The sequence below is a fragment of the Sulfitobacter sp. HI0129 genome, from assembly GCF_001635395.1.
GTDB lineage: Bacteria > Pseudomonadota > Alphaproteobacteria > Rhodobacterales > Rhodobacteraceae > Sulfitobacter.
The window spans coordinates 1-909 of the sequence record NZ_LWGH01000827.1; the positions used below are offsets into that span (position 1 = coordinate 1).

The 909-nt window shown below is 63.5% G+C and carries 1 protein-coding gene and 1 pseudogene; both read left to right on the top strand.

Translation table 11 applies throughout. The features are described 5' to 3' along the window. Window positions 1-234, top strand: a pseudogene (locus A3764_RS19565) (glucose-6-phosphate dehydrogenase); the annotation flags it as partial. Beyond that, window positions 231-902 carry a 6-phosphogluconolactonase gene (pgl, locus tag A3764_RS19570; RefSeq protein ID WP_067921895.1) on the top strand — a complete coding sequence of 224 codons (672 nt, stop codon included), beginning with the start codon at window positions 231-233 and terminating at the stop codon, window positions 900-902. The pseudogene A3764_RS19565 and the gene pgl, both read left to right, overlap by 4 nt. Window positions 903-909: the final 7 nt, after the last annotated feature.

Consider the following 909-nt stretch of genomic DNA (forward strand, 5'->3'; position numbering starts at 1 on the left):
GAGCAGGTGGATGCCTACGAACGTCTCGTGATGGACGTGATCCGCGGCAACCAGACCCTTTTCATGCGGGGTGACGAGGTGGAGGCCGCATGGGCCTGGACCGATCCGATCATCCAGGGGTGGGAGTCGCGCAACGATGTGCCCAAACCCTATGACAGCGGAACCGATGGTCCGACGGATTCGTTCGAACTCATGCGCCGGGACGGGCGCAAATGGCGAAAGGTATCCCCATGAACCTCAAAGAATATTCCGATCGTGAATTGCTGGCCATGAGCGTCGCGAACGTGCTGGCGGGCGAGTTGAAGAACGTACTGACAGCCAATGACAAGGCGACCTTCGCAGTGCCGGGCGGTACCACGCCCGGCCCGATCTTCGACATGTTGAGCAGCACCCGGCTTGACTGGTCCTCGGTCCGGGTGCTCCTGACAGATGAACGCTGGGTGCCGGAAAGCGATGGTCAGTCCAATGCGGCACTGGTGCGCAAACGGCTGCTCACCGAACATGCGGCGGCGGCCCGTTTCATGCCCTTCTACCGTGACGGCATGACCGCGCAGGAGGCCGCCGAAGACATCGCCCCGATGCTGGAGCCGGAATTGCCGCTATCGGTCCTGCTGTTAGGCATGGGGGCGGATATGCACACCGCGTCGCTCTTTCCCGGCATGGCCGAACTGGAGGAAGCGCTTGACCAGCACGCCCCGGCGCTGATCGCCGTCCGACCGGAGGGGCAACCGACCGAACGTGTCACCCTTTCGGGCCGTGTGCTGCAGGGGGCGCTTGCCACGCATCTGGTGGTCTTCGGCAAAGAAAAGCGCGCCGCGCTGGAACGCGCCGCCCGCCTGAGCCCGAAGGATGCCCCCATCGCATTGGTGCTGGAAGACGCAAAGGTTCACTACGCCCCATGACCAACAC